The organism is Natronorubrum halobium, from assembly GCF_051351675.1.
In the GTDB taxonomy this organism is placed as follows: domain Archaea; phylum Halobacteriota; class Halobacteria; order Halobacteriales; family Natrialbaceae; genus Natronorubrum.
In genome coordinates this window covers 559,194-584,569 of the sequence record NZ_CP195596.1, presented here as the reverse complement: position 1 = coordinate 584,569, position 25,376 = coordinate 559,194, and the positions used below count along the sequence as shown (strand labels likewise).

The following is a 25,376-nucleotide window of genomic DNA, read 5'->3' as shown; positions in this document are numbered from 1 at the left end:
CGTATCGGGGTAGTAAAATATATGGGGGCGCATCAGATATATACTCTCGAAATTACGTGATCACATGACACGGGTAGATTTCGAACCACGACACATCGTCGGCATCGTTTGCCTCGTTGGGCTCATTTCGGCGCCGTTCCTCCTTCCGATACTCACGTTGAGACAGCTCACGGCGGCGCTATTCATCGGGATGTTCGCGATGAGCTGGGACTACGTCTCCGGCTACACCGGGCAGTTGAGTTTCGGACACAGCATGTTCTTCGGGATCGGCGGGTACACCGCGGCCGTTCTCAATCTCGAACTCGGTCTGACGCCGGTGCTCGCGATTCTCGCCGGGACGGTCGCAGCGGGCATCGCGGGACTCGCCGTCGGCTTCCCGGCACTCCGACTCGAGGGACCGTATCTGGCGCTCATCACGCTGATCGCGCCGATCGTGCTCGTTCAAATCGTCAACATCTTCCCCGGGACGTTCGGTGGGGACGCAGGACTGCCGAGTCCGGCAGGACTGGTCTCGATCGACGAACCCATCGCCATCCTTTCAACGATCGGGTTCGAAACGGCGTTCGAACAGCAGGTGATCGCGTACTACTATCTCGCGCTGTTGCTGTTCCTGGCGATATTCGCCCTCTTCTACGTGTTCACGCGGTCGTACATCGGCTCGATCTTCACGGCAATTCACGAGGACGAAGACGCGGTTCGATCCGTCGGGATCAACGCGGCGAAGTTCAAGGTGTTTGCGTTCACGATGAGCGGGACCATCGGCGGACTGGCGGGGGCCGCATTCGTTCACAGCGTCGGCGAACCGAATCCGGGAGAAATCCTCGATATCACCGTCAGCATCGAGGTTGTCCTGGTCAGTATCCTCGGCGGTATGGGGACGATCGCGGGCCCCGCCGCGGCGGGAATTATCTACTACTTCGTGCGGGACGCACTTCAGACCAGTTCCGTGACGATCCCGATCCTCGACACGACGGTCGGTCACATCTCGATGGTACTGTTCTTCGGTATCGCACTGCTCGTCCTGTTTTTCCTGCCGAAGGGTGCGCTTCCGTGGCTCACTGATCTGAGCCGCTACGTACGCGACCGATGGAACCAACGCAACGGTGCGACGAACCATCATCCTGATCGAGACTGACGGAGACACGTACTCATGAGTACACATTCAACACAATCGACCCACGACGACGCACAGGCAACCGACGTCCTGCGACTCGAGAACGTCACCAAGCGGTTCGGGAACGTCACCGCAGTCGATTCGCTCTCGTTTACCGTTCGCGAGCGAGAGATCCTCGGATTCATCGGTCCGAACGGTGCCGGGAAGTCAACGACGTTCGACTGCGTTTCCGGAACGATACCGCCGACCGACGGATCGATCTACTACCGCGGTGAGGACGTTACCGGACAGCCACAACACTCCCTCGTCGAGAAGGGGATCGCCCGGACGTACCAGACGTTTCGACCGCTGAACGATCGGACGGTACTCGAGAACATCGCGCTCTCACAGATGCCCAACTCGTTGTTCTCGCTGTCGGATTTCCGCGCGGACACGGAACAGCGGGCGCGAGAAATCTGCGAACAGGTCGGACTGGAGGACGTAGCCGACCAGACGCCGGACGAACTCCCCCACGCCGGAATGCTCCGGCTGGAGATCGGACGCGCACTCGGGACCGACCCGGATCTGCTGTTGGTCGACGAACCGTTCGCCGGACTCACCACCGAGGAGATCGAACGCAGCGCCGACCTGTTCACGTCGCTTCGCGAGGAGGGTATGACGCTGGTCGTAATCGACCACAACATGCACGGCTTGCTCGATCTCGTCGATCGCGTCATCGTCATCTCGTTCGGTGAGAAGATCGCCGAAGGATCACCAACGACGATCAAAGACGACCCGACCGTTCAGGAAGCCTACCTCGGAGGTGAGCTCTAGATGGCGACCGGTTCGAACGAACCGATACTCTCCGTCTCGGATCTCACGGTCTCGTACGGCAAGGTGACGGCTCTCAACGACGTCAATCTCGAGGTTCAACGCGGAGAAACGATCGGGGTCATCGGTCCGAACGGCGCGGGCAAATCGACGTTAGTCGATACGATCGGTGGCTTCCTCGAGTACGAGGGTTCGGTCACGTACCGCGGACTGGAGGTCGCGGAGAACGATACGCCGACGCTGATCGAAAACGGACTGTTCTACTGCACCGAGCGTCGGAACCTGTTCGGGCAGATGTCCGTCGAGCAGAACCTGCGCCTCGGCTCCTTCCTGAACGACGACGGCGAAGAAGATCGTCTCGCGGAGGTCTTCGAACTGTTTCCGCGTCTCGAGGAGCGGCGTACCCAGGAGGCGGAAAGTCTGAGCGGCGGTGAACAACAGATGCTGTCGCTCGGTCGCGGGCTGATGAGCGATCCCGAGTTTCTCATTCTGGACGAGCCATCGATCGGGCTGGCACCGGTCGTCCTGCAGGATATTAGCGAGGCGCTGACGTCGATCCGCGAACTCGACGTCACGATCTTGCTCTGCGAACAGAACCTCACCTTCGCGCTCGAGCATGCCGACCGGCTCGCCCTCCTCGAAAACGGACGCGTACAACGATCCGGAACGACGGCCGAGCTCCAGTCCGATGACCTCGTCGAATCCTACATCGGCGGCTGAGCCGACGCCCACTCCGCTCTTGGAGCGCGTTGGAGCGGTTCGGTTCGCGCGATATCAGTGAGCAACTGCGGTTACTTCTCGTTCGCGACTTCCGTCTGAGTATCATGGACGATTCGCGTTATCGGACGGACTACCGTACTCCTTAGAAGGGTAACAGGTGGTGGGACCGGGAGATATCGAACCGCATTCACCGCCTTCTCGGGAGTATGCAGAACAGTACGGTGAGACGACTGAGACGGCACCACCTGCCATATTCGGCCCGTACTGTTCGGGGAGATATCGGTAACAGGTACCGAGTTCATCGTCCCCGACGGCCATCCAGCATTAGTAGACGGGGAATAGCCGCTCGGGGAAGGCTCGGCCAGTTCTACGGCTTATTACGAAAGTACCTGTGTAAAAATCCCGTGGGCCTTGGTACCGCATTACTGCAGGATTCATTTGCGACGGACCTCCAGATCGATGGCTGCGTTGACACCGAGTACGGGAATCAGATTCGTCTGATATGATCGGACGATTTAAGAAGCGTGAGGCGAATGTACCGGTATGACCGACGCCACACCGCCGATGTCCTCAGTTCTTCGAGCGTTCGATGTGCTAACCGTCCTCTGGGAGGTAAACGGCGCCGGTCCCTCTGCCGTCGCGAGGCGCATGGACGTGCCGAAGAGTACAGCGCACGTCTATCTCCGAACGCTCGAGGAGACGGGCTACGTCGTCAACGACGGCGGGGAGTACCGACTCAGCCACCAGTTCCTCTCGACGGGGTCGCGGATCAAACACCGAAACAGCCTCTTTCAGGCCTCCGAGGCGAAGCTTCGGGACCTCGCGATGGAGACCGGCGAGCTCGTGACGCTAGTCATCGAGGAAGCAGGGCAGTCGGTAATTCTCCACAAGGAGACCGGTGATCGGTCCCTCGAGCTCGGAATCTACTCGGGGATGATCACGCCGCTTCACTCGAACGCGACCGGGAAGGCGATCCTCGCGAACCTCCCGCCGGAACGGACGGACGAGATCATCGAGACCCACGGTCTCACCCCCCTGACGTCGGCGACGATCACCGACGAGAATCGACTGCGCGCGGAGCTCGAGACCGTCCGCGAGCGCGGCTACGCCGTCGACTGGAACCAGCAGGTCCAGGGGATGGGGCTGATCGGTGCGCCGATCGAAATCGACGGGCAACTCGAGGGCGCAGTCGGCATCGCGGGCCCGACCGGCCGCATTCAGGACGAAGCCTACCAGACGAAACTGTTACAGGAACTGCGAGGAACAATCGATTCGATCACGATCAAGTATCGGTACGGAACGTGATCGCGCTAGTTTCGGTGGTACACTAGCGGGATCCGAACCGTGTTCAGATACGCTGTCAGCGCGAAGACGACGAGTACAGCCACAGCGATCAGTTGCACCGCTGGCTCCGGAACGAAGAACAGGACGAGCGCGAGACCGCCGAAAATCGCGCGTCCGACCACCGAGAGCGTTTCGCCGACGACGTACCCCGTCGAAGCGATCGCAACGGCGGTGATACCGAGCAGTGCCAATCCCATCGTCATCGCCGTCGCGAGCGGAGTCGACCAGACGACGAGTTCCGGGTTGTAAACGAACACGAACGGAACGATGATCGCTCCGAGTCCCATAAACAGCGTCACGATCGCCGTCGGAATGAACCGCGCTCCGGCGATCCGTGACGCCACGACGACTGCCAGCGCGACTGGTGGCGTGATCGCCGACAGCATCGCGAAGTAGAAGACGAACATGTGTGCGACGATCGCTTCGATCCCCAACGCCGTGAGCGCGGGTGCGACCAGAATCGCGACGATCGTATACGCGGCTGGCGTCGGCATCCCAAGACCGAACAGGATGCTAGCGACCATCGCGATGACGAGCATGATCAGGAGCGACTCGCCGCCGAAGGAGACGAGGAACGAACTCAGTCGTTGGGAGAATCCCGTCCGGTTGAACACCTCGATGACGATCCCGATCGTCGCTAACACGCCGAGTAGCGGGACCATTTCGACGATCCCCCGGTTCAATGCGTCCAGCGTCTTTCGTCCGGTCTCGGCGACGTTCGCGACGGCAGCCTTCCCCATCGACTGCGGCGATGACCGCGCCGAGTCGTCGGTCGCCTCCGTCTCCGTCGACTCGCGACTCGAGATCACGCTCAGCAGGAATTCGATCGCGATGATGGACACGATCGCCCATAGCCCAGCGGTCAGCGGCGTCGCGCGGACTTCGACGAGGTAGTAGATGATAACGAAGATCGGCACGGCGTACTTTCCGCCTTTGAGCAGGATCTCCCACTCGACCGAAGAGGAGTCCTGTACGATCCACCCGTACTTGTACACCACGAGAACCGTCGTTAGCGTGACGGCGAAGTAAAACAGGACCGCCGGGAGGAGCCCAGCGAACATCACGTCGACGTACGAGACGTCGATGATGTCCGCCATCAGGAACGCGGCCGTTCCCATAACCGGCGGAAGGATCTGTCCGCCGGTCGAGGCCATCGATTCAACGGCACCGGCGTACCGGGAGTCGATCCCCTGATCTTTCATCATCGGAATCGTAAAGGACCCCGTCGTCGCGACGTTCGCGGCGGAGGCGCCGGTGAGCGACCCCATGAACATACTCGCACTGATCGCCGGCAGGACGAATCCTGTGCGGAACTTCTTGCGAATCTCGTGGCTCAGCTTGCGCATGTAATCCATCGCTCCGTACACCTTCGCGATGCCGGCAAAGAGGATGAAAATCGCGACCCAGGTCGTCCCAACCTCGAGGATGAAGCCGTAGACGCCGGACGATCCGAGCGCGACGTTTTCGATGAGGAAATCGACGCTCATCCCGCTGTGATAGAACAGTCCCGGCAGGACGGGGCCAGCGAGTGCGTACCCCATCGCCGTCATGATCACGACCGTTATCACCGCCCCGAACGCGCGACGCGTCGCCTCGAGGGTGAGGACGATCACGAGCCCGCCGATGAGGATATCCAGCGGCTGGTAGCCAGCGACGGCCGATTCGTAGATGTATCGATCGAAATTGGCGTGGACGTAGAGGCTACTGCAGATCGAGGCGACACCGAACAGCACACAGATGGCGGCGTTGAGCGCGTGACCGTGGGGAATTCGGTCCCAAACGCCGCTGGTCCCACTCGAGAGCCCCTCGTTTAGCAGTTGACCGGTGAGCAGTTGGTCGTTCGCTTCGGGGCCGAGGTACTCTCGAAAGTAGAAGATCGCCAACCCGAACCCGAGGAAGAGATTCGCGAACTTGACCCGCATCATCGACCGAGTGTACGCGTAGTACAGCGTAAAAATGGCGAGCCCAATCCCGAGCAAATACGTGAGAACGGCGATCGACTTCCTTGTCGAGTCGCGCGTGGGTCTGTATGCGGTTATCGCGTTGGTGTTCATGTGTATTCGTCAATGGGTGCCGGCGTTAGTCGCCACGGATCAGGTCATCGTTCCAGATACCGGCGTCTTCGTAGTAGTCCGCGGCTGCAGGGTGGAACGGTAAGTCCTGCATCGGCGCGTTCAGCATGTGCTCGTCGTCTTCGAAGGGGGCGAGGGCTGCGTGATACTCGCCCAGGTCGTCTCGCAGTTCGTGCATCGATTCGACAAAGTCGTATACGTCATCGTCGTTGTGTCCCTCCTCGACGACGACACTGTAGGTCATATCGAGGTAGTGAACCGGATCGGGAACACTGACGTAACCGCCGATATCCTCGAGGGTCTCCGGATCGCCTTCGGACATCTCCAGGTTCGGATCGGCGTCCATATCGTCGGTCGGCATCTCGAGCACTGCGGAGTCGACCGACGGACCGATCTCTTGAACGTTCGGTGCGGGGAGTTCCCCATTGATGACACCGCCCATCACGAGGTCGATCCCGCCCTCCGCGAGCGCGCTCGCAGAGCCGTCGAGGCCCGTCGGCACGAACTCGAAGTCGTCGGTGATGTGCTCTTCGAGGGCATACTCGACGAGTCGGGCCGCCCCCGAACCCAGTGGCGACGGGAACAGCTCGGTCCCTGGCTCCATGTCGGTCAGATTGTCCCAGCCCATATCGTCGCGGGCGATGGGGGTCAAACTGAGGGAAACGAAGTGGGTTAGCTGCTGAATCTCGACGTCGAGTTCGTTGAAGGGCTCGTTCTCCTCGCGGAAGTTGTTCCACGTCTCGAGCGAGATCAATGTCATATCGGCCTCGTTTCGGTCCAACAGGCCCATGTTCGCGTCGGTTCCGTCGGACGGACGGGTGTCGATAGTGAGATCCGTGTTCTCATCGATTGCGGTACCGAGTCCCTGCGCGGCGGGATACATCGAGCCACCTTCGCCGGTTGTCGCGAAGATGAACTCTCCCTCCGCTCCCGCCCCACCGTCGTCTTCCGTCAGGCACCCTGCGGCACCGACGATTCCTGCACTTCCAACTGCGCTGATGAATTGCCTCCTGTTAACCATGTACAGTCTGACCAGCACTTATTCCTTATATGTATTAAATCCTTTGGCGTCGAGGTCGTTAGTTCGAGCGTCCACTGTTCTATCGACCCTCGTTTCAATAAGAGGAGTTGAGCAGCTAGCCGACCGCGTCGAATTATTCGATCAGGGATTTAATGTTCCCTGCGAATATCTGCTCTTTTTCGGACTCCGGAATGTCCATATTCTCGATCGACGGGATCGTGTTCTCCATCCATGCGACGCCCTCGCCCGGCCCGAACGGAAGATCCGCGCCGAACAGGACGTTGTCGGCGCCAAAGAACTCGTACCCGCTCTCGAGCGTGTGTTGTTTCCGTTGGCTGCTCACGGCGGTGTCCGCGTAGACGCGATCGAAGTACGAATCGATCGGTTCCGAGAGCGACTCGATCGCTTCGGTTCCCGTGTACGTCCCCGCGTGGTCCGTCCCGGCGTACTCCTTTCTCGTCTGGATCCACGAGTGCATTCGTTCGTCGAGGTACGGAAGGACTCCGCCCAGGTGGTGGGTGATGATCTCGAGGTTCTCGAACTCGTCTAGCACGCCGTTGAATACGAGCCGAGCAATGGCGACGGACGAGTCGAACGGCCACCCGATCATGTTGTAGATCCAGTGGTCCTCGGGATCGAAGTCGTGCCACTGGTAAAACTGCGGGTGGATCCAGACCGGGACGTCGGCGTCGTTGACGGCCTCGAAGAACGGATAGAACTCCTCGCTATCGAGCAGTTCGCCGTTGATGTTCGAGAAAATCTGGATGCCGGCCATATCTAGTTCGTTCACGCAGCGCTCGAACTCGTCGACGTACTCGCCGGTCAGGAACGGAACAGTACCGACGGGAACAAACCGGTCCGGATTCTCGTCGGCATAGCGCCGGACCTCGTCGTTTCCGAGTCGTGTCGCCTCCAGCGCTTCGTCCGCGTCCGGCGTGGTGTGTGGCCAGACGCGAGGTTCCGCCTGCGTGATAACCTGGCGGTCGACGCCCAGGCGATCGAGGTGCTCGATTCGCTCGTCGACGTTCTCCAGGAACAGGAGATCCGGGGGATGTTTGTCGTGTGACGGGGCGAGGTCTTGGAGCGCTTCGTAGATGTCGTCCGTAAGGACGTGCGAAAACGCGTCTATTTTCTCTGTCATCCGTTACCACGTTCCGAAGGAAAGGATAAAAATGTTTTGGTGGGAAGGTGAGACGCCTTATTTCACGGGTTGATGGTGCAATATTGGGTCCGACAGTATGGGATACCCACACTTTAAGTGAGATGGAATTGTAGGACGGTATCATGGCACAATCACAGCTATCGACCATCGAAACGACGTTCGAAATACTGGAATACCTGTCTGTGGTCCAGTCCGCCTCCCCGAGCGAGATCAGCGACGAACTCGATGTTCCGCTGAGTACCGTCCACAGCTACCTCTCGACGCTCAAGGGACTCGAATATCTCGTAAACGAGAACGGAATCTACTCCATCAGTGCGGCAATGTTAGGAATCGGCGAACGAACGCGAGAGAAGATGGACCTCTACGACGCCGGCGAGTCCGTCGTCGAAGACCTGGCCAGCAAGGTCGAAGAACAGGCGACGTTGACGACGATCGAGAACGACCAGCCCGTCGTCGTCTACAACGTCAACAAAAACGAGAACATGACGCTCAAGATGCACCCGGGAATGATGTTACCGCACCACGCGACCGTCTCGGGCAAACTTGCACTCGCGTTCACAGACGTTTCTATCGACGACATCGGAACGCTTGAGGAGTACACCAAGAAGACGATTACCGATCGAGAGGAAGTCGCAAAACAGGTCGAGAAAGCCCGCTCCGAGGAGGTCTCGTTCGCGTACGAGGAGTTCAAACCGAAGTTAATGGCTATCGCCGTTCCGATTTTTACCGAGAACGAACTGTCCGGCACGTTGTCCGTCGTGGGGCCGCTAAAACAGATGACACAGTCTTCAGTGCAAGAATCGGTGATCAAGAAGTTGCAGACGGCGTCGAACACGATCGAAGTCAATCTGCAGAATCAGTAATCAAACCCAGTATATTACATTAGTATGCTTGTAAAGAAGCCGTCTATCACAAGGAGGGTTCGAGCGACTAGATCCGAAATAGTCGAACGAGTTCGGTGAGTTCGGATGCTCATCTGACCGGTCGCTCGAGAAACTACCTGACAGCAACCGCGACTGGCGAAACCGAAAACGAGTGTGACGGGAACGGAACCGCGTACGGAGACAGTGAATTCGCCATCAAGAAACAATACATCATAAGACGTAAAATATTCGTACTTGTGTTGCGTAATTTTGCTAACATTCAGAATCAACTCGACTCTGAATCAGTATCCGATCGTTCTAATTAGAGAATTCGATTTCTGCACATCAATCTTTCGGTAGTTAATAGTTCCCCGCATCTTCGTTCGCCCTTGAGAAACGGCTATTCCTGTGCGTGACAGCTCGGATGAAAACCGACCGAATACAGTCTCCACAGAAACAGACACAGGAGCAAAGGGACAAGCCAGAAGCGTTCGCCATACAGTTCTGCAACCATTCGCACGCACTGCCGTAGTCATTTTCGGCGCAACAGCGATCCGTCCGTCAGGTTCCGAGACGTCAGGACAGCGGACCGTCTCAGCCGACGACGCGAATCGAGAGAAAGAGTATCGCCCCGAAAACGTACGTCGCACCGATGAACAATCCGACGAGGCGCTCCGGTTCCGGCGGCCGAATGAGACAGCCGACCGAGACGCCACCGAGAACGAGTCCCGCGAGCAGTGCACTCGCGGGGAGCACGCCGGTCACACTTGAGATCGCTAGCAGGCAGAGGCTGATCGAAACGAGCACCCAGGCGATGCGCAGGGCTCGAGCGGGGCCGAGCGCGACCGGCAGCGTCCGCTTCGCGACGCGGCGATCGTGATGGTAATCGGCCTTGTTTGAACGCGTGATTTCACGGCTGTGAGTCCTCGATGGCGCGTTCGATGTTGCGGACCGCGGATTTCATGACAAGTTCACGGGATTAACCGAACCAGGTTCTCGACCAGAGCGTATCGCCGTATCTGCGCCGGAGACCGAAAAACACCGATTCAGCGTTCGAGCAAAGGTGGTACGCCCGATCCTTGATGAGCAAATTTCTCGCCCACCCCCGCATCCCAGGATCTCGCTGCGGAATCAGCGGCGTAATACTTTCCGCACGCAACCTCGTGCGAAGCTCCTCCCAGTCGTAGCCCTTATCGGTAGCGACAGTCGTCAGATCGCCGAGATTCCGCACTAACACCTGCCAGCCGACTTGCGTATCGTGCGGTTGTTTCATTGAACAGTGTATATCGAGAATCGCACTGGTTTCACAATCAATGAGCAGCGTCGTCTTCACCGCCTCGAACGTGTAGTCCGTCCGTTTTGCGTAGTGCTGGCTGGCCTGGACGCGATCGACACCGGTTGCGTCGATCGCCTGCACATTACCGAGATCATACAGTTCGACGGACTGATCGAGGATCGCTCGCCACCGCTTCATCGGAATCGCCTGCTTTCGCGTACACACCGTTGAGAAGTGTGGGACCGTTTCAGGCGTCAATCCGAGTGATTTCGCCACCCTCGGCATCTCGCGGAGGACGTCCATCAGCTTCCGGTACGGATGGCCGAGATACTCTTTCAGTCCCTGAACGGCGAGAATCACCCAGTCAGCGTAGCCTTCTTCTCCCGGACGGTAAGCCGGAACTGGCTGTCCAACGACGGCTTTTTGAGCGAGCGACACAATCCTCTCTGTGAAGCGGGAGGTCTTCATGTGCACAACGAACCCGTCCCGCTTTACTTCCTAGTAGATTTGGTATTTCTCTCGAGCTACTAGTACGACGATACGAATTCGATCGACTCTGCACTGCTAACGTTTGAGCGTCTAAACAAGGCCATGGTAATCGATCCGGTCGAGCATGACGTTGATCGCAGCGAGGAGGAAACCGAAGACGAGACAGACGGCAACGACGGTATCGCTGACGGCCCCTGTCTGCGTGGCGTACCCGCCGGCCGTCGCGAGGGCGATTCCGATCGGATAGTCGACGGTCGCGGGTACGGTATGCGTGTCCAGTTGTGGCGCGTGGAAGTAGCCGAGTGCGAGCAGCGGTGCCGTGAGGACGACAGCCAGAGCGCCTGAAACGGTCCAGAGTGCCAACAGACAGAGGCCAAACAGCACCGTCGAGGTGCCGGATGGCAGCCCGGATTTCCGCGGGCTCGAGCGGATTCGTGTCGTCTTCCCCGCGAACGTAGTAGTCGACGTAGCCGTCTTTCAGGTGCGCGACGTAGACGGCGATGGCAGACCGCGAGCGCGTGCACGGCCGCCGGCGCAACCGCGAGCTCCGCGGCAAGCAGTTCCCCGAATCCGGACATCGCCGCCCCCGGAAGCAGAAAGATGGGCTGGACGTGGTGCCAGAGCCCGCGAATCCGCCGTTCGACCCGTGTCTGCGACGAGAGCGGCCGTTCGTACACGCAGAGATGTGCTCGGCCGCAGTACATCAATGTGGTCGTCGACGGCCCCTGTCGCGTCGGTGGAGAAAAGACAGCACAGAGCCCGACTCACGAGTTACACAACCGCTTAAACGCCCGCCGCATGATAGGTTGTTCCACAATCGTTATAACCCTCGCTAACGGTCACCACACATAGTCTGTATGAATTTCGTCGATACCTTCAATCGCACTGTTCGGCGACATACGTCGGACACGGCGATCATTTCCGACAATGGTCGGTCGATGACGTACGGGGAACTTGACGACCGCACGACCCGACTCGCCAACGCACTGAACGAGCGCGCGGCCGATCAGCGAGTGGCCACACTCGCCGTCAACGGGCCGGCGGCGATCGAGACGATGATCGCGAGCCAGAAGCGGGGAATTGGCAACGTGCAGCTTCCGTTCCGCGACAGTCCGGGTGGGCTGGTCGCGATGCTCGAGCCGACCGACACGAACCTCCTCGTCTTCGACGACGCGAACACGGAGAAGGCGCTCGAGGTCCTCAATCGAACGGAGATCGACGCGGGAATTCACGCCGGCGACCAGTCTATCGAACACGACGCCGTCGAATCATACGAGGTCGTCCTCTCGGACACGTCGACCGACGCCGTCGAGCCCCATCCCGACTACGAACACGGCGTCTTCTACACCAGCGGCACGACGAGCACGCCGAAGGCCGTTCTCTTCGACCAGGAGCAGCTCTGGCACGGCAGCACGCAGGTGATCATGGAGATGGGGATCGACGAGACGGACACGGCGCTGGTCACGACGCCGTGGTATCACATGGTGACCTGTGACGCCTGGGTCCTCCCGCACATTCAAGCCGGCGCGACGCTGGTCGTCCAGTCCGAGTTCGAGTCCGACGAGTCACTTCGACTCATCGAAGAACACGACGTGACCGGTGTCCTCGCCGTTCCGACGCAACTGCACGCGTTAGCGGACCGACAGCGCGAGGCCGACTACAACATCGAGACGCTGTCGTACATCCGGACCGGCGGCTCGATCGTCACGGAGTCGCTCGTAGAGAAAGCGTCCGAACAGCTGACTAGAGGCGTCTACAACACGTATGGACTGACCGAGGGTGGACCGAACCTGACGTTCGCGCATCCGTCGGTGCAAGACGAACACACGGGATCGATCGGCAAGGAGTCGTTTATGTCGGAGGTTCGAGTCGTCGAAGCCGCCGAACCAGACGAGGATCCGGATCCCTCGGCGATCGTCGACCCCGGCGAGACGGGGGAGGTACTCGTCCGCGGCCCCGGGACGTGTGACGGCTACATGGACCGTCCCGAGGAGACCGAACGGCTGCTGGTCGACGGTTGGATCCGGACCGGCGACTGCGCCGAAGTCGACGAGGACGGCTTCCTGTACATCATCGGCCGCGTCGACAACATGATCGTCAGCGGCGGCGAGAACATCTATCCGGAGGAAGTCGAGGAGGTGGTCGAAGCCCACGAGGACGTCGATGAGGCCGTCGTCCTCGGTCTCGAGGACGAACAGTGGGGCCACCGCGTCACCTGCGTCGTCTGCAACGAGTCGAACGTTCTCGACGAAGACGACCTCGACCAGTTCTGTCGGGATCACGATCAACTCGCCGACTTCAAGCGCCCCCGCGAGTACGTGCTGACGGACGAGCCACTGCCCCGGACCGATACCGGAACCGTCGAGCGAGAGACGGTCTACACCGAATACTTCGACGAATAGCGACCCGGTTTTTTTATTACCGTCTTCCTGGTAGTAGACGACTGATGTACATGGAACTCCTCTCGAACGTATACGATCTCACGGTACAGGACGACGGAAACGCCCGGTATCGCGCGTTTCTCGTCGACGATGACGTCCCGACGCTCATCGACACCGGCCTGCCGGATACGACCGAGACGCTCTTCGAGGCGATCGACGAGATCGGTCTCGAGCCCGAACGCGTGATCATCACTCACGGCGACGGCGATCACGTCGGCGGACTCGAGGCCGTCAGAGAACGCTACGACGTCCGGACGTTCGTTCCCGAGGAGACGGACGTCGACGACGGACTCGTCGATGACCGCTACGCCGACGGGGACGAGATCGGTTCGTTCACCGCCGTTCACGTCCCGGGACATACGCCGGACCATCACGCTCTGATCGACGAGGCCGACGACTACGCGATCCTGGGCGACGCCGTCTTCGGGTCCGACGCCCGCGGACTGCCGGAGGGTCACTTCGTCCTCCCGACGGCCTTCTTCTCCGAGGACCTCGCCGCGGCCGACGAGAACCTCGAGCGACTCCTCGAGTACGAGTTCGAAGCCGGACTCGTCTTCCACGGCTCGTCCGTGCGTTCGGACGCGCGGGACAAACTCAAGGCGTTTGTCGACTTCGCCGGGAAGCCGTAGCCGCTCGGCAACGGACCGTCGAATGTCCGGTAACGCTTCTGTAGGATATCGTACTACGAGGAAATGTATATTATACGGAAACGTTAAAGAGGGACTGGCTCTCTATGCAATGTATATCCATGGCAAATGGTAACCGGGGATACGCCCATAGACGACGATTTTTGAAGATGGCCGCCGGTGGAACGACGGCAGGGGTGCTGGCGGGGTGTTCGGCGCTTATCGGTGGCGACAGCGACAACATCACGATTGCGGGACTCCAGCCCTACAGCGGTCCGTTCGCACTGTACGGGGAGGCACATACGGCGGGTGTCGAGTTCGCGATCGACGAGATCAACGATGACGGCGGACTGCTCGAACGGGACCTCGAACACGACGCGGTCGATACGGAGTCCAATCCCTCCGAGGCGAACACGGCGCTGACCGGGCTCGCAGACGAGGGCGCGGTCGCCGCAGTGGGGCCCGTCTCGAGCGACGTCGGCGTCGCCGTCTCCCAGACCGCCGAGAGCGAGGAGATACCGCTGTTCTTGCACGCGGCCGGTGACGTCGAAATCCTCTCTCACGATTCGAACTACACGTTCAGGACGGGGCTGCCTCCGGCCCCCGCGTTCATCCAGGGACAGGAGGGGCTGGTCGAAGAGCGCGGGTTCGAGAATATCGGGGCGATAACGGCCGATTACGCGTGGGGGATCGCCGCCGAACAGGCCCTCGAAGAGAGCTTTCCCGACGCCGAGATGGCACAGGCACCCCAGGGTGAGAGTGACTTCTTCCCGTATCTCACCGATATGTCCGACGACATCGATCTGTTGATCGGATCGGGTCATCCGCCGGGCCTCAACGACATGTTCTCGGATCTGATGGACACCGACAATCTCGATCCGGAACTGTTCACCGCAGCCGTCTCGCCCCCCGAATCGAACTACGGAGCGCTCGGCGAGGACGTCGCCAACGGATTCACCTTCGGTCACCTGCCCGATGTCTACTCCGACGAGTATCAGGAACTGGCTGAGGAGTTCTACGACGAGACCGACGAGTACTTCGGTCCGACCCAGGCGCTGGGATACGTCGTCGTCCAACTAATCGCGGAAGCCATCGAGCAAGAAGAGAGCGACGACCCGACCGACATCGCGAACGCGATGAGCGATCTCGAGGTCGATACGATCTTCGCCGAACCGATTCAATACACCGACTGGGGCGAACTCGATCAGTTCTCGCTCATCTGGAGTGGATTCGAACTCGAGGCGCCCGACTACTATCCCGACGGCGATTTCGACCTCCACGAGGAGTTCCGAACCGAACCGATGGACGCCGTTGATCCGGACGACTACAGCTGAGACGGTTCGAATGGAGTTCGACGAATCCAACTTTTGACATCGTTCGACGACCGGTTCTTCCGGTCCGTAACGGTACTAAGTCGCCCGCGAGTAACCAGAATATATAATAGTCTCCTAGCGAGCTATATGGTAGAGTATGGTTAGATTGTCACACGTGAATATGGCCCACATGAGTGGACTGTCCGCGTCGGTCGATTCCACCCATTCTCGACCGACGGGCGGTCGGTCGCTTCGGAGGGAGGGGACCGACAGATGATAACGGAGGTAGCGACACGAGTGGCAGAACTCCTGATCGACGGTATCGCGCAGGGAGTCGTTCTCGCACTGCTCGGGATCGGCATTACCATCGTCTTCGGACTCGGTGGTGTTTTGAACCTCGCGATCGGCGTCTTCGCGGTACTCGCGGTCATCACTGCCGTGGCTATCCTCGGGATCGTTCCGAGTACCCCAGTCGCACTCGTCGCCGGGATTGCCATCGCCGCTGCCGTCGGACTGGCGATCGACAAGTCGGCACTCTCGCTGGTCTACAAATCAGAGGGTGAGGAGCGAATCCTGCTCGGAATCTTCGTCACGCTGGGGATCGCGATCTTCCTCGACGGACTGCTCGTCAACTACTATCCCTCAAGTTACTCCCTCTCGAGCGGGGTCCCGTCGATGACGATTATGGGCGTTCAGATCCGGGGATCGTCGATCGCGGTGATCGCTATCACGCTCGTGATATTCTCGATCCTCTACTACTTCTTCAGTCGGACGTACCTCGGGACTGCGACCCGAACCGTCATGCAGGACGAGACGGGTGCGATCCTCTGCGGGATCAGTCCTCGTCGGATGCGAACGTTTGTGTTCGTCCTCAGCGCGGTTATCGCTGGGATCGCCGGGATCCTCTATAGTTTCTCGGCGACCGTCAGCGTGGCGGACGGGTTCGAACTCACGATCTTGGCACTCATCGTCTCGATCGTCGGCGGTGTCACGAGCATCGTCGGTGCGGTCTTCGCCGGGATCGCGATCGGCGTGATTGTTACGTTTACAAGCGCGTATATCGGCGCGTACGTCGCCGAAGTCGTCCTGTTCGCGATCGCGATTATCGTTCTCATCGCACGACCGGAGGAGGTAGCATGACCGAGACGCGATCGACTGGGAGTCTGAACCCGATCACAACCTGGGATCGGGCCAAGATCCTGCTGGCAGTCGCGTTTCTCGCACTGATGCCGCCGTTGCTGTTCGATTACGCAGTTATCGCCCGATTGTTCGTCCTGATACTCGTCTTCTCGATACTGGCGCTGGCGCTCAACATCGTCTTCGGACACACGGACCAGTTGTTCCTCTTCGTCGGCGCGTTGACAGGGCTCGGTGCCTACTCGACGGCCTTGACGGCCGAGTGGCTCGGCGTCTCGCCGTGGCTGACAATCGTTCCGGGCGCGATCTTCGTCGGGCTGATCGGCCTCGTCGTCTGTTACGTTGCGGCGAGACGTCGATTCACCGTGATCTTGATCTCCATTCTCACGCTGGCGCTACAGTTCGCCATCATTGAAGTGTTTACCGGCGCGCGCGGGATCACCGGCGGCAGCACCGGCTTCCCGTTCAGCGGACTGGGCCTCGAGTCCGTCCAGAACGCGCTGGGCCTTCACGAAAACTACGTGCTGTACTACGGGCTGTTGGCCCTACTGACGGGGCTGTTGCTGTTCTACCAGTGGCTTCGCACGTCGAAGTACGGTGTCGCCTTCGACGCGATCCGACAGGACGAGATTGCCGCCGAGGCGATCGGTATTGACGTCGTCCGATACAAGTCGATCGCCGGCTTCGTCAGCGCCTTCATCATCGGATTCGTCGGCCCGCTGTACGCCCAGCTCGAGGGGATCATCTTCCCGGGGCTGTTCGCGTTCACCTCGATCGACGTCCTCGTGTTGATCATCCTCATCATCGGCGGTCTCCGAACGACGCTCGGCCCGGTCGTCGGTGCCTGCGCCGTGATCATGATCAACGAGGAACTACAGCGCTACCCGCAGTGGCGAACCGTCCTGTTCGGGTTCTTGCTCATCGTGATGTTCCTCTACTTCCGGCAGGGGCTCGTCCCGTACGTGGACAAGATCGAACGCGAGCGCTTCGGAATCCGAGATCGGTTCGCGGACTAGATCGGTGACCGCCGAGACGCGGGTCGGCTCGCGTCTCGAGCGAATCTATGAGACGACCGACACTGTTACTAGCCAACAGAGCCCAAACGATTTATACCAGTACGAGAGAATAGCCCAGTATGCTACGCGGGATGAACGTGACGAAGACGTTTGGGGGGTTGACGGCCGTCGACGACGTCAGCTTCGAGATCGAACGGGGGGAGATCGTCGGACTGATCGGCCCGAACGGGGCGGGGAAGACGACGCTGTTCAACGCGATCACCGCGGTTCACCCGCCCGACGAGGGGTCGATCGTCTTCAACGGGACGGAGCTAACCGGCCTCAAACCCCACGAGATCGCACAGGAAGGGATCGCCAGAACGTTCCAGACGGCACGGACGTTCAACGAGTCGTCCGTCCTCGAGAACGTCGCCGTCGGAGCGATCTTCGGGAACGGTGAATCGATTGAGACGGCCGAAACGCGGGCGCGCGACTGTCTCGAATTCGTCGGGTTGGGGGAGTACGAGACTGAGGCGGTCGGCAGTCTCAACCTCGTCGATCGAAAGCTGCTGGAACTCGCCCGAGCGCTGGCGTCCGATCCGGATCTCATTCTCGTCGACGAGATCGGCAGCGGTCTCTCGCCGGCAGAACTCGAGGAGTTGACCGAGCGGCTGAAGCGGGCTCGTAAAGAGCGGGACGTCTCGATCATCTGGATCGAACACATCATGGAAGCGATCATGGGATCGACCGACCGGATCATCGTACTCAATCAGGGGGAGAAGATCGCCGACGGGACGCCCGAAGAGGTTCAGCAGAACAAAGCGGTGGCCGAAGCATACCTCGGAGGTGTCGAGGTATGAGCCTCCTCGACGTCGACGATATCGACGTCGCGTACGGCGACCTCCAGATCCTCTGGGACGTCTCGTTGCGAATCGAGGAAGACGAGTCAGTCATCGCACTGGTCGGCCCGAACGGCGTCGGGAAGACGACGCTGCTGAAGACGCTCTCCGGACTCCTCGAGCCGACGTCCGGGTCGATCGAGATCCTCGGCAACGATATCTCGCAGCTCTCCGCCGAAGAGATCGTCGAGCACGGCTTCGTCCACATCTCCGAGGAGCGGAACCTGTTCGGAGACATGTCCGTCTATCAGAACCTCCGTATGGGATCGTACACGCAACGCGACTCGTTCGACGACACGCTCGAGGAGGTGTACGGGATGTTCCCAGTCCTCGAAGAGCGCCGCGATCAGAAGGCCGGGACGCTCAGCGGCGGCGAACAGCAGATGCTCGCGATCGGTCGCGGACTGATGGCACAGCCGAAACTGCTCGCGTTGGACGAACCTTCCGGCGCACTCGCCCCACAGCTCGCCGAACGCGTCTTCGAGAAGATCGAGGAGATCAGCGACGACGTCCCCGTCTTACTGGTCGAACAGCACGTCGACAGGGCGCTCGAGATCGCCGACCGAGCGTATCTGCTCGAGAACGGTCGGATCGTCACGTCCGGAACCGGCGACGAACTCCTCGAGAGCGATCACGTGATGGACGCGTACCTCCGCGGGTAACGAATCGAAACCGTCGTCCGGTCGTCCGTCTCCGCGCACGGCTCCGTCACGGGGAAAACGCTTTCACCCCGTTCGAACAATACCATTGGTATGTCAGTGAGTGATTTGTTCGACCCCCGCGCGATCGCGGTCGTTGGAGCCTCCGATACGCCGGGAAAGATCGGCTACGAAGCCGTGCAGAACGCAATCGAGTTCGGCGGGCCGGTGTACCCCGTCAATCCGTCGGCGTCGGGGAGCATCTTCGGGCGGGAGTTCGTTTCCTCCGTGACCGAGATCGACGGCGATGTCGACCTAGCGCTCGTTTGCGTTCCGGCGCCGATCGTACCGGACGTCATCGAGGAGTGTGGCGAGGCGGATATCGGCGGCGCGGTCATCTTCGCCGGCGGCTTCGGCGAGGCCGGTCCAGAGGGCCGAGAACTCCAGGACCGACTCGTCGAAGCCGCCACAGAGGGAGACGTCCACCTGCTCGGGCCGAACACCAGCGGCTTTCTGGTTCCCGAGGAGAACCTGTACGCGACGTTCGCGACGGATATCGACAGCATCCCCGCCGGAAACGTCGCGGTCGTAGCCCAGAGCGGCGGGCTCGCCTACGCGATCGCCTTTCAGGCGGAGAACGAGGGCGTCGGCGTCTCCGCAATGGTCGGCCTCGGAAACCGAGCCAATGTCGGCTTCGAGGAAGCGATCGAGTACTTCGACACCGACCCGAAGACGGACGCGATCGTCCTCCACGTCGAGGGGACCGACGACGGCCGCGGCCTCCTCGAGACCTGCCGACGAGTCGAGACGCCGATCGCCGCCTACAACGTCGGTGAGCAGGACGTCGGCGACTTCGCGGAGTCCCACACGGGCGCTCTGACCGGGCAGTACGAACTGTACGAGGCCGGGTTCGCCCAGTACGGCGTCCCGACGGTTCGCTCGTCGACCGAACTCTTGGACGCGGGCACGGCGCTCGCGACCTGTCCGCGGCCGGACGGGCCGAACGTCGGCGTCGTCACCGCCCAGGCGGGACCGGGGATCGCGATCACGGACCGGCTCAAGGCGGCTGGCGCGACCCTCCCCTCGCTCACTGAGGAGACCCAGGACGTCGTCGAAGAGATCCTTCCGGGGATCACGTTTTCGGCGAACCCGGTCGACACCGGTCGCCCGATGCCGGAGTTCGGCGACGTCGTCGCCGCCGTCGCTCGAGACGACAACGTCGATATCGTGCTGGTCTACGAACTCTACGAGGGTGGACTGGGGTATCCGACCGACGCGCTTGCGGAGGTCGTCGATGAGGTCGGAAAACCGATCGTCTTCGCCACCGGCGGTTCCGCGGACGTCATCGCCGGGGAACTCGCCGAACTCGAGGCCCTGGGCGTTCCGACGTTCAAGGCGCCCGAACGCGGTGCGGACGCCGTTAGCGCGCTCGTCCAGTACGCCCGACGCAACAGCGAACCGGAAGCGGCCGTCGCAGAGGAGGTGAGCGCCGATGACTGAGCAGCTCACACGGATCCAGACGGTACTCGAGGAGGAGCGAACGACGATGACCGAAGCCGAGGCGAAGGAGTTGCTCGACGAGCAGGGGCTGTCGGTGCCGACCGGCGAGATCGTTCACTCGCTCGACGCCGCCGTCGACGCGGCCGACGAGATCGGGTACCCGGTCGTCGCGAAGGTCGCGTCACCGTTGGTCCAGCACAAAAGCGAGTGGGGCAACGGCGTCGGCGTGAACGTAAACCTCGAGGAGGCAGATGCGGTTCGGACGGCAGCCGAACGGATCTTCGAGGCCGCACAGCGACAGGGAATCGACGTCGCGGTACTTGTCGAGGAGGCGGTCGACCTCGAGGCGGGGCTCGAGGTGATCGTCGGCGGCACGCGCGATCCGTCGTTCGGACCGACCGTCCTCGTCGGGCTGGGCGGAATTACGGTCGAAGTCCTCGAAGATACGAGCCACCGACTCGCTCCGATCTCGACGGCCGAAGCGGTCGCGATGACCCGAGAACTCGAGGCGTCGCCGTTGTTCGACGGCTACCGCGGCTCGCCAGCGGTCGACCGAGAGGCCGTCGCCGAGGCGATCGTCACCGTCGGCGAGTTGCTCGAGACGCACGAGGAGATCCGCGAGATCGAGATCAACCCGCTGCTGGCGCGGTCGGATCGGGCGGTCGCCCTCGACGCGCTCATCTCGCTCGAGCGCAACGACTGATTTTCATCGCTGGCTCGTCACGGCAACACTTCGTCGTCTGCACTCGACGCCGGTGACGGACACAAAAAGTGAACGGCGGACCTCGTACTCGAGGAACCGGTCCGTTAGTCGTCCTTCTGGCTCTTCTGGACGTCGACGTCCTCGAAGGCGAGGTCGCGTTCGGTGACCTCGACGGTCATCGAGCCGACGTCTTCGATCTCGGCGTCGATGGTGTCGCCACCCTCGATCGCGCTGACGCCCTCCGGCGTCCCGGTGGTGATGACGTCGCCGGCTTCGATGGTCGCGCCGATGGAGGCGTACTCGACGATGTCGGCACAGCTGTAGATCATGCCGCCCGTGTTCTGTTGCTGGCGGGTCTCGCCGTTGAGTTGGAGTTCCATCTCGAGGTCGTGTGGGTCGTCGAACTCGTCGGGCGTCGTGACACACGGACCGATGACGGTGAACGTATCGTAGGACTTCCGGTTCGATCGGTCCTGATCGCCGCGGACCGAGACGTCTAGCAGGATCGTGTAGCCGAGAATCGCGTCCCAGACATCGTCGGCGTCGATGTCCTTGACGTCCTCGCCCATGACGAAGCCGAGTTCGATCTCGTGGTCGACGCGGCGATCGTTGAAGGGGAGTTCGATACCGTCTTCCGGGCCGACGACGCTCGAGGGCGCCTTGAGGAAGTAGCCTTTGTCCTCGATGGTGAACCACTCCTCGGTGACGATGTCCTTGTCCGCGAGGGCTTCCTCGACGTGGTTCTCGTAGTTCAGCGGCGCCGCGATAACTTTGCCGGGGCGGCGGACGGGCGACTCGATAGTGACCTCCTCGCGGTCGTAGTCGGGGTCTTCGCCCTCGTACTCGCTGGCGTCTAAGTCCTTGCGCGCGTACTCTTTGAGGGGGTCGTTCGTCTCCAGGTCGAGTCGGTCGGTGACGTCGACGATACCGTCGTCGGTCAGCAGACCGAGCTTATCGTCGTTGAATCTGACGAATCGCATGGTAGAACCACTGCGATCCGGCCACATAAATCATCCTTTCTCGGATAGCGTCGTTTCGAACGGTCAGTACATTTCGAACCGGACGTGGCGAGCGAGTGAGAGCGGAGAGCCCGAAACGCCCCTGAACGCTCACGACGCCTCGAACGGGGGCTCCAACACACTTATGGTATCGTTCACCGAACATACGTTCATGGCACAACAAGAGCCAGAGGAACTCCTGGAGCTGAGTTCCGATACGCGGAGCATTCTCGAAGAGAACGACCTCCGCCCGCTCTGGGAAGTGGAAGACGACATGGGGAACCTCCTCGACGATCTCGAAGCGGACATCTGGAAGTGGGAAGACATCCAGGCCGCCATCGACGGCATCGAGGAGGACGTCCCGATCGCCGATCTCCCACCGGGCTTCCAGCGGCGGGTCGCGGTTCCGATCAACGCTCAGAACGCGATTTCGAACACCATCTACGTCGGCGTCCAGACGGTCTCGCCGGGGGAGAACGCTCCCGCCCACCGCCACGCCGCCAGCGCCCTTCGGTTCACCATCGACGGCCACGAGGACATGAAGACGGTCGTCGCCGGCGAGGAGTTCCCGATGAAAGACAACGACCTCATCACGACGCCACAGTGGGAGTGGCACGACCACGTCAATGACTCCGACGAGACGGCCGCGTGGCTCGACGTCCTCGACCTCCCGTTGTTCCTCGACACGCTGAACAACACGCACGTCTTCGAGAACCACGAACTCGAGCGCCAGCCGGTCACGAAGACGCAGGGCTACTGGGATTCCCAGTACGGGCGCGGGCGCCCCGACAACGAGGAGAAGGACGGCTCCATTCCCGGTCCGTTCGAGGGCAACAAGGAACCGACCCCGCCGTACCGCTTCGGCTGGGACGAGATGCTGGAGTCGCTCCGCCAGCGCGCCGACAACGACGAACCGGACCCTCACGACGGGTACAGCCTCTCGTACGTCAACCCGGCCACGGCGAAGCCGCCGTTGTTCCCGACCATGTCCTTCCGGGCGCAGTTGCTGAACGACGGCCCGACGGACCCCCACTTCCACAACTCCGTCGAGGTCTACTTCGTCATCGAAGGCGAGGGTACCACCCACGTCGGCGGCAAGGCCTTAGAGTGGGGGCAGTGGGACATCTTCGTCGTACCGCCGGACCAGCCACACCACCACGAACCCGACGACGAGGCGCTCCTGCTGGGCATGACCGATGAGCCGATTCTGCGGTCGATGAACTTCTACGCCGAGGCGGCGGTCGACGAATAGATCGATCGGCTTCCCACTTCCTTGTGCAGGCGGTTCGTCAGTACTACAGCCGCGGCTCGAGGTGTCGCTGAATGGGCAATGCTCTTATGGACCGTCGCCGTAGAATTCCCGTATGGCCGAGTTCGAGAACCCGTACGTCGACGAGGACCCGTTCGTCCAAGCACACTTCGACTGTCTGGACTGCGGCGGGAAGCTCTGGGAGTACGCCATCCAGCGACAGATGGTCTGTGAGGACTGTCTCGGGGTCTTCTCGTCGGAGCAAGTGTTCGACGCCAACGTCGAACAGCCTGCAGACTGAGACGTCGATCGACGACACGGATCGTGGTTCGCGTCTTCTTACGGTGGGATTTCGGTGGCAGCGTCGATTACAGGAACCGATCGGTCCGCTCGAGGTCGTAGCCGTCGACGATCGAGTCGAACGCCTTGTCGATCGACTCGACCGACCAGCCGTCCTCGGCAACGCCGGTCCGGACTTGGCGGGGCTCCGAGAGGATGCCGATCTCGTCGCCTGCAGCCGTTACCGTGACGCCCGTGACGTCCGCGGATTCCTCGGACAGCAGGTACGCTGCAGCGGGCGCGACGTCCTCGGGTGGCATCTCCTCGCGCGTGTACGGCCGGTGTTCTTCCGGGATCGAGTCGGTCATCCGCGTGTAGCCGTTCGGCACGAGCGCGTTGACCCGAACGTCCTGTCGGTACAGTTCCGTCGAGGCAGCGCGGACGAATCCGAGAACGCCCGCGTTCGCGCTCGCATATGCGAGCTGGCCGACGTTACCGAGCGCGCCCCTCGAACTCACCGCCAGAAACGATCGATCGGCGGGCGGATCATCCGCGGAGCGCCAGTGCCGGACGGCGCTTCGCAACAGCGTGAAGTTACTCCGCAGGTGCGTCCGGACGACGGCGTCCCAGTCCTCGTCCGACAACGACCAGGACATCCCGTCGCGCAAGATTCCCGCGAAGTTCGCGACCCCGTCCAGTCGATCGAACGCCTCGAGGGCCGTCTCGATCGCCTCGTCGGCGTCGTCCGCATCCGAAGCGTCGCCGAAGTGGGCGACCGCCGAGGCGCCGTCGATTTCGGCGTCGATCTCCCGGGCGACCTCGCGGGCCGGGCCCGGATCGGAGCCGGTGCCGTCGACGTCGGTTCCCAGATCGGAGATGACGACGTTCGCGCCCCCGCGGGCGAGTTCCTTCGCGGTGACCGCTCCGAGGCCGTTCCCACCGCCGACGACGAGATACGCCGGGGCCGTCATGCAGCCCCCTCGTCGGTGATCGGACGATTCGCGACCGGTCGTGTAGCCGGTACTGCTCCCTCGATGATCCGGTGGGGAATCGATACGATCGAGCGGCAACTCGTGGCCGTGAGACGGACCATACCTGCAGTACGAACGCATCGCTAATCATGATTTGGACGGGAGGCTCGTCCACAGCCACGGCCCGCGCTGTCGAGATGTGTCGGTAGCGGTGTCGGGACGAGTACGATTCACGATCAGTCATCGTTGACGAATGGGATGGATTTACATGGACCTGCGATCAACTACGCGTATGGTACTCGAGACGGACATCGAAGACGTCGCAGCGCAGCGAGACGACCTCCCGACCGCCGGCGACGCGTACGATACGGACGAAGAAATTCCAGTTACCGACCTGTTCGCCGAGTCGTTCATCCAGGAACGAACCGAGTTCGACTCCTTCGACGAGATGGTCGCAGCGAGTCCCAGCGATGCAGACACCACTGACGAGCTCGAGACGGTTCCCCACGGCGTTTGGGACGAGTTCGTCGCCGAGACGACCGCCTTCGAAGACGAGCAGTCGTTCGTGATGGCCGCTCGCGACCACTGGGTCGCTACAAAGTTGGACTTGAACTGATCTGTCGCTCGTTTCTCCGCAGACACCGTCCGCGTAGTCGAATCGCTGCGCGCTGTGACGTCACTCTCTCCAGTGGCGTCTCGAGGGAGAGCCAAGCGGCAAGCCACGGGATATACCGAGAAAAGCGGACCGAAAACGAG

24 protein-coding genes and 1 pseudogene are annotated in these 25,376 nt (G+C 61.0%); 17 read left to right on the top strand and 8 right to left on the bottom strand.

Annotated features, from left to right (window positions below; genetic code table 11):
* Window positions 1-64 precede the first annotated feature (64 nt).
* The 4 genes from ACSFC7_RS26605 (at window position 65) to ACSFC7_RS26590 (ending at window position 3,949) form a co-directional block, all read left to right on the top strand.
* The gene (locus ACSFC7_RS26605) at window positions 65-1,135 is read left to right on the top strand and encodes a branched-chain amino acid ABC transporter permease (RefSeq protein ID WP_436348354.1); all 1,071 of its coding nucleotides are present in this window, start codon (window positions 65-67) and stop codon (window positions 1,133-1,135) included.
* Window positions 1,136-1,150: 15 nt separating this feature from the next.
* The gene (locus ACSFC7_RS26600; protein ID WP_436348352.1) at window positions 1,151-1,927 is read left to right on the top strand and encodes an ABC transporter ATP-binding protein; all 777 of its coding nucleotides are present in this window, start codon (window positions 1,151-1,153) and stop codon (window positions 1,925-1,927) included.
* Window positions 1,928-2,644: an ABC transporter ATP-binding protein gene (locus tag ACSFC7_RS26595; protein WP_436348351.1), complete on the top strand. Its 717-nt coding sequence runs from the start codon at window positions 1,928-1,930 to the stop codon at window positions 2,642-2,644.
* Window positions 2,645-3,187: 543 nt separating this feature from the next.
* Window positions 3,188-3,949 carry an IclR family transcriptional regulator gene (locus ACSFC7_RS26590; protein ID WP_436348349.1) on the top strand — a complete coding sequence of 254 codons (762 nt, stop codon included), beginning with the start codon at window positions 3,188-3,190 and terminating at the stop codon, window positions 3,947-3,949.
* 5 nt (window positions 3,950-3,954) lie between these two features.
* Here the strand turns inward: ACSFC7_RS26590 and ACSFC7_RS26585 are convergent, their stop codons facing one another.
* From ACSFC7_RS26585 to ACSFC7_RS26575, 3 genes are all read right to left on the bottom strand, one after another.
* Entirely contained in the window at window positions 3,955-6,042 is a 2,088-nt protein-coding gene (locus ACSFC7_RS26585; protein WP_436348348.1) for a TRAP transporter permease, read from the bottom strand.
* Window positions 6,043-6,067: 25 nt separating this feature from the next.
* Complete coding sequence (locus ACSFC7_RS26580) at window positions 6,068-7,081, bottom strand: TAXI family TRAP transporter solute-binding subunit (protein ID WP_436348347.1); 1,014 nt, start codon at window positions 7,079-7,081, stop codon at window positions 6,068-6,070.
* Window positions 7,082-7,214: 133 nt separating this feature from the next.
* Window positions 7,215-8,222: an amidohydrolase family protein gene (locus ACSFC7_RS26575; RefSeq protein WP_436348345.1), complete on the bottom strand. Its 1,008-nt coding sequence runs from the start codon at window positions 8,220-8,222 to the stop codon at window positions 7,215-7,217.
* Between the two features lie 143 nt (window positions 8,223-8,365).
* On the opposite strand from ACSFC7_RS26575, the gene ACSFC7_RS26570 reads away from it, so the two are divergent.
* The gene (locus ACSFC7_RS26570; RefSeq protein ID WP_436348343.1) at window positions 8,366-9,106 is read left to right on the top strand and encodes an IclR family transcriptional regulator; all 741 of its coding nucleotides are present in this window, start codon (window positions 8,366-8,368) and stop codon (window positions 9,104-9,106) included.
* Window positions 9,107-9,700: 594 nt separating this feature from the next.
* Here ACSFC7_RS26570 and ACSFC7_RS26565 read toward each other — a convergent pair.
* The 3 genes and pseudogenes from ACSFC7_RS26565 to ACSFC7_RS26555 form a co-directional block, all read right to left on the bottom strand.
* On the bottom strand, window positions 9,701-9,871 hold the full coding sequence (locus ACSFC7_RS26565; RefSeq protein WP_436348341.1) for a hypothetical protein: 171 nt from the start codon (window positions 9,869-9,871) through the stop codon (window positions 9,701-9,703).
* Between the two features lie 217 nt (window positions 9,872-10,088).
* Window positions 10,089-10,850: pseudogene (locus tag ACSFC7_RS26560) on the bottom strand (IS5 family transposase); the annotation flags it as partial.
* A gap of 111 nt (window positions 10,851-10,961) precedes the next feature.
* Window positions 10,962-11,234, bottom strand: a complete 273-nt coding sequence (locus ACSFC7_RS26555; RefSeq protein WP_436348339.1) for a hypothetical protein — start codon at window positions 11,232-11,234, stop codon at window positions 10,962-10,964.
* A 494-nt stretch (window positions 11,235-11,728) separates the two neighbouring features.
* On the opposite strand from ACSFC7_RS26555, the gene ACSFC7_RS26550 reads away from it, so the two are divergent.
* From ACSFC7_RS26550 to ACSFC7_RS26510, 9 genes are all read left to right on the top strand, one after another.
* The gene (locus ACSFC7_RS26550) at window positions 11,729-13,273 is read left to right on the top strand and encodes a class I adenylate-forming enzyme family protein (RefSeq protein ID WP_436348337.1); all 1,545 of its coding nucleotides are present in this window, start codon (window positions 11,729-11,731) and stop codon (window positions 13,271-13,273) included.
* 44 nt (window positions 13,274-13,317) lie between these two features.
* Complete coding sequence (locus ACSFC7_RS26545) at window positions 13,318-13,941, top strand: MBL fold metallo-hydrolase (protein ID WP_436348335.1); 624 nt, start codon at window positions 13,318-13,320, stop codon at window positions 13,939-13,941.
* 167 nt (window positions 13,942-14,108) lie between these two features.
* Window positions 14,109-15,272: an ABC transporter substrate-binding protein gene (locus tag ACSFC7_RS26540; RefSeq protein WP_436348333.1), complete on the top strand. Its 1,164-nt coding sequence runs from the start codon at window positions 14,109-14,111 to the stop codon at window positions 15,270-15,272.
* Between the two features lie 276 nt (window positions 15,273-15,548).
* Window positions 15,549-16,391 carry a branched-chain amino acid ABC transporter permease gene (locus ACSFC7_RS26535; protein ID WP_436348331.1) on the top strand — a complete coding sequence of 281 codons (843 nt, stop codon included), beginning with the start codon at window positions 15,549-15,551 and terminating at the stop codon, window positions 16,389-16,391.
* Complete coding sequence (locus tag ACSFC7_RS26530) at window positions 16,388-17,404, top strand: branched-chain amino acid ABC transporter permease (RefSeq protein WP_436348329.1); 1,017 nt, start codon at window positions 16,388-16,390, stop codon at window positions 17,402-17,404. The genes ACSFC7_RS26535 and ACSFC7_RS26530 overlap by 4 nt, the downstream gene beginning before the upstream one ends.
* A gap of 119 nt (window positions 17,405-17,523) precedes the next feature.
* The gene (locus tag ACSFC7_RS26525) at window positions 17,524-18,243 is read left to right on the top strand and encodes an ABC transporter ATP-binding protein (protein ID WP_436348327.1); all 720 of its coding nucleotides are present in this window, start codon (window positions 17,524-17,526) and stop codon (window positions 18,241-18,243) included.
* Complete coding sequence (locus ACSFC7_RS26520; protein WP_436348325.1) at window positions 18,240-18,944, top strand: ABC transporter ATP-binding protein; 705 nt, start codon at window positions 18,240-18,242, stop codon at window positions 18,942-18,944. The genes ACSFC7_RS26525 and ACSFC7_RS26520 overlap by 4 nt, the downstream gene beginning before the upstream one ends.
* Before the next feature lie 90 nt (window positions 18,945-19,034).
* Window positions 19,035-20,420, top strand: coding sequence for an acetate--CoA ligase family protein (locus ACSFC7_RS26515; protein ID WP_436348323.1), 1,386 nt, complete (start codon window positions 19,035-19,037; stop codon window positions 20,418-20,420).
* Window positions 20,413-21,123 carry an acetate--CoA ligase family protein gene (locus ACSFC7_RS26510; RefSeq protein WP_436348321.1) on the top strand — a complete coding sequence of 237 codons (711 nt, stop codon included), beginning with the start codon at window positions 20,413-20,415 and terminating at the stop codon, window positions 21,121-21,123. Before ACSFC7_RS26515 ends, ACSFC7_RS26510 begins: the two co-directional genes overlap by 8 nt.
* A gap of 104 nt (window positions 21,124-21,227) precedes the next feature.
* Here ACSFC7_RS26510 and ACSFC7_RS26505 read toward each other — a convergent pair whose 3' ends face one another.
* Entirely contained in the window at window positions 21,228-22,103 is an 876-nt protein-coding gene (locus tag ACSFC7_RS26505) for a fumarylacetoacetate hydrolase family protein (protein ID WP_436348320.1), read from the bottom strand.
* A 190-nt stretch (window positions 22,104-22,293) separates the two neighbouring features.
* Here ACSFC7_RS26505 and ACSFC7_RS26500 point away from each other — a divergent pair, with 190 nt between their 5' ends.
* A complete protein-coding gene (locus ACSFC7_RS26500) occupies window positions 22,294-23,373 on the top strand; it encodes a cupin domain-containing protein (protein WP_436348318.1) in 1,080 nt (359 codons plus the stop codon).
* A 112-nt stretch (window positions 23,374-23,485) separates the two neighbouring features.
* Window positions 23,486-23,671 (top strand): hypothetical protein, encoded by a 186-nt coding sequence (locus ACSFC7_RS26495; protein ID WP_436348317.1) that lies wholly within the window; start codon window positions 23,486-23,488, stop codon window positions 23,669-23,671.
* 67 nt (window positions 23,672-23,738) lie between these two features.
* Here ACSFC7_RS26495 and ACSFC7_RS26490 read toward each other — a convergent pair whose 3' ends face one another.
* Window positions 23,739-24,620, bottom strand: a complete 882-nt coding sequence (locus ACSFC7_RS26490; RefSeq protein ID WP_436348316.1) for an SDR family oxidoreductase — start codon at window positions 24,618-24,620, stop codon at window positions 23,739-23,741.
* Between the two features lie 292 nt (window positions 24,621-24,912).
* Here ACSFC7_RS26490 and ACSFC7_RS26485 point away from each other — a divergent pair, with 292 nt between their 5' ends.
* Window positions 24,913-25,236 carry a hypothetical protein gene (locus ACSFC7_RS26485; RefSeq protein ID WP_436348314.1) on the top strand — a complete coding sequence of 108 codons (324 nt, stop codon included), beginning with the start codon at window positions 24,913-24,915 and terminating at the stop codon, window positions 25,234-25,236.
* The last annotated feature ends 140 nt before the right edge of the window (window positions 25,237-25,376 follow it).

Coding starts and splice junctions, on each gene's coding strand:
- ACSFC7_RS26540 (WP_436348333.1), top strand. CDS start 14,109: ATGGCCGCCGGTGGAACGACGGCAGGGGTGCTGGCGGGGTGTTCGGCG.
- ACSFC7_RS26530 (WP_436348329.1), top strand. CDS start 16,388: ATGACCGAGACGCGATCGACTGGGAGTCTGAACCCGATCACAACCTGG.
- ACSFC7_RS26575 (WP_436348345.1), bottom strand. CDS start 8,222: ATGACAGAGAAAATAGACGCGTTTTCGCACGTCCTTACGGACGACATC.
- ACSFC7_RS26495 (WP_436348317.1), top strand. CDS start 23,486: ATGGCCGAGTTCGAGAACCCGTACGTCGACGAGGACCCGTTCGTCCAA.
- ACSFC7_RS26490 (WP_436348316.1), bottom strand. CDS start 24,620: ATGACGGCCCCGGCGTATCTCGTCGTCGGCGGTGGGAACGGCCTCGGA.
- ACSFC7_RS26485 (WP_436348314.1), top strand. CDS start 24,913: ATGGTACTCGAGACGGACATCGAAGACGTCGCAGCGCAGCGAGACGAC.
- ACSFC7_RS26510 (WP_436348321.1), top strand. CDS start 20,413: ATGACTGAGCAGCTCACACGGATCCAGACGGTACTCGAGGAGGAGCGA.
- ACSFC7_RS26580 (WP_436348347.1), bottom strand. CDS start 7,081: ATGGTTAACAGGAGGCAATTCATCAGCGCAGTTGGAAGTGCAGGAATC.
- ACSFC7_RS26590 (WP_436348349.1), top strand. CDS start 3,188: ATGACCGACGCCACACCGCCGATGTCCTCAGTTCTTCGAGCGTTCGAT.
- ACSFC7_RS26525 (WP_436348327.1), top strand. CDS start 17,524: ATGCTACGCGGGATGAACGTGACGAAGACGTTTGGGGGGTTGACGGCC.
- ACSFC7_RS26520 (WP_436348325.1), top strand. CDS start 18,240: ATGAGCCTCCTCGACGTCGACGATATCGACGTCGCGTACGGCGACCTC.
- ACSFC7_RS26545 (WP_436348335.1), top strand. CDS start 13,318: ATGTACATGGAACTCCTCTCGAACGTATACGATCTCACGGTACAGGAC.
- ACSFC7_RS26505 (WP_436348320.1), bottom strand. CDS start 22,103: ATGCGATTCGTCAGATTCAACGACGATAAGCTCGGTCTGCTGACCGAC.
- ACSFC7_RS26500 (WP_436348318.1), top strand. CDS start 22,294: ATGGCACAACAAGAGCCAGAGGAACTCCTGGAGCTGAGTTCCGATACG.
- ACSFC7_RS26550 (WP_436348337.1), top strand. CDS start 11,729: ATGAATTTCGTCGATACCTTCAATCGCACTGTTCGGCGACATACGTCG.
- ACSFC7_RS26515 (WP_436348323.1), top strand. CDS start 19,035: ATGTCAGTGAGTGATTTGTTCGACCCCCGCGCGATCGCGGTCGTTGGA.
- ACSFC7_RS26585 (WP_436348348.1), bottom strand. CDS start 6,042: ATGAACACCAACGCGATAACCGCATACAGACCCACGCGCGACTCGACA.
- ACSFC7_RS26605 (WP_436348354.1), top strand. CDS start 65: ATGACACGGGTAGATTTCGAACCACGACACATCGTCGGCATCGTTTGC.
- ACSFC7_RS26595 (WP_436348351.1), top strand. CDS start 1,928: ATGGCGACCGGTTCGAACGAACCGATACTCTCCGTCTCGGATCTCACG.
- ACSFC7_RS26570 (WP_436348343.1), top strand. CDS start 8,366: ATGGCACAATCACAGCTATCGACCATCGAAACGACGTTCGAAATACTG.
- ACSFC7_RS26600 (WP_436348352.1), top strand. CDS start 1,151: ATGAGTACACATTCAACACAATCGACCCACGACGACGCACAGGCAACC.